This window comes from Microbacterium sp. (genome assembly GCF_047607465.1).
In the GTDB taxonomy this organism is placed as follows: domain Bacteria; phylum Actinomycetota; class Actinomycetes; order Actinomycetales; family Microbacteriaceae; genus Microbacterium.
The window spans coordinates 1-5,746 of record NZ_JASGCY010000012.1 but is presented as its reverse complement, the minus strand read 5'-3'; the positions used below and the strand labels follow the sequence as shown (position 1 = coordinate 5,746).

At 68.9% G+C, this 5,746-nt stretch carries 7 protein-coding genes; 3 read left to right on the top strand and 4 right to left on the bottom strand.

Features of this window, described 5'->3' with window-relative positions; translation table 11 throughout:
• Positions 1 to 176 precede the first annotated feature (176 nt).
• Both QM568_RS01430 and QM568_RS01425 read left to right on the top strand, forming a co-directional pair.
• Positions 177 to 1,136, top strand: a complete 960-nt coding sequence (locus QM568_RS01430) for a methyltransferase family protein (RefSeq protein ID WP_415135075.1) — start codon at positions 177 to 179, stop codon at positions 1,134 to 1,136.
• Entirely contained in the window at positions 1,133 to 1,519 is a 387-nt protein-coding gene (locus QM568_RS01425; protein WP_415135073.1) for a DUF2510 domain-containing protein, read from the top strand. The genes QM568_RS01430 and QM568_RS01425 overlap by 4 nt, the downstream gene beginning before the upstream one ends.
• A 13-nt stretch (positions 1,520 to 1,532) precedes the next feature.
• Here QM568_RS01425 and QM568_RS01420 read toward each other — a convergent pair whose 3' ends face one another.
• A complete protein-coding gene (locus QM568_RS01420) occupies positions 1,533 to 2,411 on the bottom strand; it encodes a TIGR01777 family oxidoreductase (protein WP_415135071.1) in 879 nt (292 codons plus the stop codon).
• On the bottom strand, positions 2,408 to 3,358 hold the full coding sequence (locus tag QM568_RS01415) for an L-lactate dehydrogenase (RefSeq protein WP_415135069.1): 951 nt from the start codon (positions 3,356 to 3,358) through the stop codon (positions 2,408 to 2,410). Before QM568_RS01415 ends, QM568_RS01420 begins: the two co-directional genes overlap by 4 nt.
• Positions 3,359 to 3,518: 160 nt before the next feature.
• On the opposite strand from QM568_RS01415, the gene QM568_RS01410 reads away from it, so the two are divergent.
• Complete coding sequence (locus QM568_RS01410; protein WP_415135067.1) at positions 3,519 to 4,295, top strand: MerR family transcriptional regulator; 777 nt, start codon at positions 3,519 to 3,521, stop codon at positions 4,293 to 4,295.
• Between the two features lie 48 nt (positions 4,296 to 4,343).
• Here QM568_RS01410 and QM568_RS01405 read toward each other — a convergent pair whose 3' ends face one another.
• Together QM568_RS01405 and QM568_RS01400 are read right to left on the bottom strand one after the other, a co-directional pair.
• Positions 4,344 to 4,754 (bottom strand): VOC family protein, encoded by a 411-nt coding sequence (locus tag QM568_RS01405; RefSeq protein WP_415135065.1) that lies wholly within the window; start codon positions 4,752 to 4,754, stop codon positions 4,344 to 4,346.
• 135 nt (positions 4,755 to 4,889) lie between these two features.
• On the bottom strand, positions 4,890 to 5,255 hold the full coding sequence (locus tag QM568_RS01400; RefSeq protein ID WP_415135063.1) for a helix-turn-helix transcriptional regulator: 366 nt from the start codon (positions 5,253 to 5,255) through the stop codon (positions 4,890 to 4,892).
• Positions 5,256 to 5,746: the final 491 nt, after the last annotated feature.

Genomic DNA, 5,746 nt, shown 5'->3' with positions numbered 1-5,746 from the left:
TACGAGATGTCCTTCCGGACTGGCAAACATTGACCTAGACAATCAATATTTTCCCAGACCAGAAGGACATTTCACTTCACAACACGCAGCCCGCCACCCACCCAACACGGTGGATCAGGGCTGAGATCGACCGCATCGCCGTCGCCGGCATCGCGATCACCCCGGGACTCGCCCGGGTGTACTTCGGCGTCCAGGCGCTCGCAGGAGCGCTCTGGTGGATCCTCGTGTTCGCGGATGACGGGGTCCGCAGGGCGACGCTGGGCGGGCTGCCCGCGGCCCTCGTCGCCGTCGCCGACATCCCGCTCTTCGTGCTCGCCTCGGTGCTGGTCACGTGCGGCCTGCGCTGGGCGGCGTGGATCGTCGTCCCATGGACGCTGCTCGTCGCCGCGGGGATGGCCGTCTACGCCACGTTGACGACGCTGGCGGGGTGGGGTGCGCTGCTCATGGTGCTCGCCGCGATGGGGAGCACCGCCGCCGGCGTGATCGTCGTGTGCGGTCGCGCCCCCGTCGAGTGGATCGTCCGCGGCCCGTTCGCGTTCCGCGCCGCCGGCGACGAGGGGCGCACACGGCTCGCCGCGCGGGTGGCGCGCCAGATCCTGCTCTTCTGGGCGCTGTTCCTCGGTGCGCTCCCGCTCGGCATAGCGACGCTGGAGGACCGGTGGATGCTCGCTCTCGAGTTCCCGGCCGGCGTGCGCATCGCCGGTGCCGTGCTGTTCGTGCCGACCTCGGCGCTGGGCATCTGGTCGTCCTCGACGATGCTCCTCGATGGCGAGGGCACGCCGTTGCCCTCGCACATGGCACGCCGCCTCGTGGTCAGCGGACCCTATCGCCGCGTGCGCAATCCGATGGCCGTGGCCGACATCGCCCAGGGCGTCGCCGTCGGCCTCATGCTCGGATCCTGGCTCGTCGTCGCCTATGCGCTGTGCGGATCACTCGTCTGGAACTTCCTCGTCCGCCCGCAGGAGGAGGCGGACCTGGCCCAGCGCTTCGGCGCGGAGTTCGAGGAGTACCGCGAGCAGGTCTCCTGCTGGATACCGCGGTTCGGCCGCAGCTCGCATCCTCGCCACACGCTACGATCCGATCAGCTCATGTCGACCTCAGGCATGACGAACCGACAGGGGAAGAGGCTTCCGTGAGCACGACACAGGCCGGATGGTACGACGACGGCAGCGGGACGCAGCGCTGGTGGGACGGCCAGAACTGGACCGAGAACGTCCAACCGTCGGCTCCCCCCGCACCGGGGCTCGACGGCTTCATCGAACGCGCCAAGGCGGATGCTGTGGCGGGCGCGCAGCCGCGGCCGGCGGCCCAGGGCCAGTCGTACGTCGTGCTGCAGGTCGTGCTGAAGGAGAAGTTCTTCGGCTCGGGGTCGGGCAATCTCACCGAGCTCGAGCACGCCATCAACGCGCAGGCCGCGCTCGGCTATCGCCTGCACACGATCACCACCGCGTCGGGCGGGAGCACCGGCTTCGGTGGCGGCGACCGCATCCAGGCGACGCTGGTCTTCGAGAAGCTCTGAGGCGGGAGCCGACTCAGAGCGCGGCGGCGATCGCCTGCTGCACCGTGCGATGCGCGAACACGAACCCGGTGCTCTCGAGCACGGCAGGGCGCACGTGCGCGTCGGCCAGCAGCAGCGAGTCGGCGGCATCGGCGCTCAGGCCGAGCCGGAGCGCCCAGGCCGGCGCTGGCAGCCAGAACGGGCGGTGCAGGCGCTGCCCGAGAGCGCGTCCGGTCTCGTTCGCCGTGGCCGGCACCGGCCCTGCGAGGTTCACCGGGCCGGTGATCCTCGCATCGACGATGTGGCGCAGCGCCCGCACCTCGTCCTCGAGGGAGATCCACGGCCACAGTTGTCCGCCACCGCCGAGGGGCCCTGCCAGCCCCAGGCGCGTGAGCCGGATCATCGGCTTCAGCACGCCCCGGCTGTGGATGACGGGGGCCGTGCGGGCCAGGGCGACGTTCTCCCCCGCCCGGCGGGCCTCGTCCTCCCATTCGACGCAGATCCGCGCGAGGAACGTGTCGCCCTCCGGCGCCGCCTCGGTGAGCTCTTCGCCCGGTGCGGAGCCGTAGAAGCCCACCGCCGACGCCGAGACGAACGCCGGCGCATCGGCGCCGAGCGCCCGCAGAGCCGTCGCCAGGGTGCGCGTGGGCAGGATGCGGGAGCGACGAAGCTCCGCACGGTAGCGGCGGGTCCACGGCAGGCGCCCCACACTCGCACCGCCCAGCGCGATGACGGCATCGGCGCCGGAGAGGACATCGGGATCGAGGGGCCTCTCCCCCGGCATCCACTCGATCTCCTGTGCACCCCGCGGCGGGCGGCGCACCAGCGTCCTCACCTCCACGCCGTCACTCTCGAACGACCGGCGCAAGGCCGATCCGATCAGCCCGGACGATCCGCTGATGACGATCCTCATCGCAGCTCCTCGACCGCCGCATCGAGGGCGTCGGCGGACCGCCGCAGCAGCGTGAGCTCGGCATCCGAGAACGGCGTGTTCCGCACCGGAACGGCTCCTGCCGCGCTGACGATGGACGGCACCGAGAGCGCAACGCCGTCGATGCCGTGGAAGTCTCGCAGCACCGTGCTCACTGGCATCACCGCATGCTCGTCGCGCAGGATCGCCTCGACGATGCGCGCGCTCGACAGGCCGATCGCATAGTTGGTCGCCCCCTTGCCCTGGATGACCTTGTACGCCGCGTCCCGCACGTCGACCGCGATCGATCCGAGCTCGTCGAGGGTGAATGGCGGATGCTGGGGTGTCGACCAGTCCAGGATCGGGACCGTGCCGATCGAGGCGTGCGACCACAGCGGGAACTCGGTGTCGCCATGCTCGCCCACGATGGAGGCGTGCACGCTGCCGGTCGACACTCCGGCGCGCTGGGCGAGCTGCCATCGCAGCCGCGAGGTGTCGAGCACCGTGCCCGACGAGAAGATCCGCTCCGGCGGGAGGCCTGTCGCCTCCTGCGCGATCACGGTCAGCACGTCGCACGGGTTCGTCACGATCACGAAGATCGCGTTCGGAGCCGCCTCGAGAAGCTGCGGCATCATCGCGCGGATGATGCCCGCGTTCACGTCGGCGAGCTCCATGCGCGTCTGCCCCGGCTTCTGCTTCGCACCGGCCGTGATCACGACGACGTGCGAGCCCTCGACCACCGAGAGGTCGCTGCCGCCGATGATGTCGCTCGAGCCGGTGAACTGCGTGCCGTGCGCGAGATCGAGCACCTCGGCTTCGACCTTCTCAGCGGCGATGTCGTACAGCGCGACATGCCGTGCCGATTCGCGGATGAGGGCCGCGTAGGCGACGCTCGATCCCACGCTCCCCGCGCCGACGACCGTGAGCTTCGAGTTCTCGATGATTGCCATGCCGTCAGTCTCGCAGGCGGGCGACGGAGACGACCAGGGCGGATGCCGGTGAAATCGATGGGCGCAGTGGAACGCTGCGGGAACGGGCGACCGCGGGTCGAGTCGGCGGCTTCCGGGCGCGGTTGACATTGACGTAACGGGAACCTTTAGCGTGACTCGCATGGAGTGGTCGATACAGCAGATAGCCCGGCTCGCCGGCACCACCAGCCGAACCCTGCGTCACTATGACGAGCTCGGCGTGGTGCCGCCCAGCCGGATCGGGAGCAATGGCTACCGCTACTACGACGAGCACGCGCTCGTGCGGCTGCAGCGGGTACTGCTGCTGCGCGAGCTCGGGCTGGCTCTCCCGCAGATCGCCGATGTCCTGGCGAACGAGGACGACGAGGCATCGGCGCTGACCGCCCACCTGTCGCTGCTGCGGCAGGAGCAGGACAGGCTCGCCCGGCAGATCGCCGCGGTCGAGCACACCATCACCGCCCTGAAAGGAAGGGAAGAACTCATGGCAGAGACCATGTTCGACGGCTTCGACCACACCCAGCACAAGGACGAGGTCGAACGACGCTGGGGAAAGGACGCCTACGCACGCTCCGACGCCTGGTGGCGCGGCATGAGCGACGAGGAGCGCCGGAACTGGACGGATCGGGTCGAGCAACTCGGTCGGGACTGGCTCGCCGCGGCAGAGTCGGCGGACATCACCGCCGACTCGCCTGCGGCACAAGAACTCGCGCGCCGGCACATCGACTGGCTTCGCAGCGTCCCCGGAACCCCGGCCGCCGAGCCGGGCGGCGACCTCAACGCCTACGTTCGGGGCCTCGCGGAGATGTACGTGGCCGACGAGCGATTCGCAGCCAATTACGGCGGCGTCGAAGGCGCGTCATTCGTTCGGGACGCGCTCCTCACGCACATCGGAGCGAACGAGGCGCCTGCCGATCGCTGAGTCGACAGGGGCGTGTCCCTGCGTGCAACCGCCGCAGGGACGCGCCCGCTATGAGGCCCAGTTGCCTTGCTGCTGGATGCGGATGGCGTTGCCGGACGGATCGCGCACGCCCATGTCGATGCCGTAGAAGTGTTCGGTGGGCTCCTGGGTGAAGTCGGTGACGCCGCGCTCGCGCAACAGGTCATACGTGGCGCGCACGTCATCGGCGAGGAGCACGAGCCCGCTCCCGAGTGCGCCCTTGGCGATGAGCTCGCGGAGCTGTTCGGCGGTCTCGGAGTCATGGATCGGTGCGCCCGGGGTTTCCAGCATGATCTCGGGGCCGGTGCCGCCGGGGATGCGGACGGTGAGCCAGCGGTATTCGCCCTGCTGCACGTCGTTGCCTTTCTCCAGGCCGAGCTTGTCGACGTAGAAGTCGAGGGCTTCTTCTTTGTCGAGGACGTAGACGGTCACGACGTTCATTCCGGTAATCATCTTGCTGCGGGTCTCCTGTCTTCCACGATGATTCCAACGTACGGAAGGACTGGACCTGGTGGCTTATCCGAACGTGCGCACTTCGCTCGCTGGGATCAGGTCGGCCGGTCGCAGGGTGGCCAGTTACACGCAGTGCGGGGTGGACATCGGGGTGTTCTGTGCGCGGTAGGCACTCGGTGTCAGCCCAATGATGCTCTTGAACGTTCGGCTGAACGTGCCGACGCTGCCGAAGCCGACGTCGAAGCAGATGTCGGTGATCGTCGGCTCGGTGTCACGGAGCAGGAACATCGACCGCTCGATCCGTCGCCGTTGCAGATAGCGGTGCGGCGACTCTCCGAACACCTCACGGAACATACGGCTGAAATGCGCGGGCGAGACGTGAGCGACGGCGGCCACAGCGCGCACGTCGAGCGGTGACGCATAGGTGCGATCCATCGCATCACGAGCACGCAGCAGGCGCCTGTTGCGTGCTTCCGTCTCGCGGCTCATGGGTCGAGCGTATGGGATCGCCGGCCTATGCGCCCGGCCCGTGTGCAGGGCGTGAGCGTGCACGCGCTGGCGCGCCGGTTCGGGGTTCACCTGGACGCGGTGTGGGCGAAGGCGCGGCGACTGCCGACAAGGACGATGCGGGCATCGGGAACGGCTCCCGTGACTCGCCCGCCAGGTACGTGGCGAGATCACCGTGGACGAGGCTGTCGAAGTGATCGCGGCCCGCACCCGCGCACGCCTGGCCGCCCGCACCGCCTGAACCGTTCGGCGTCGCTGACTACGACGACTGGGAAGACGCCGAGGCCGACTTCATCGGTGCCCGCATGGGTGCGCTTCGCGAACACCCCATCGCCGGTGGCTACGATCTGCCGCACCTGCAAGCGATGGTGGCGTCCCGGGTGGTGGTGTGGTTTCCCGGGTTCTGAGCGTCGGATTGTCGATGTGAGGAGCCATCGTGGGATGGTCAGTGAGAACCGATCAAAGCTACTCAC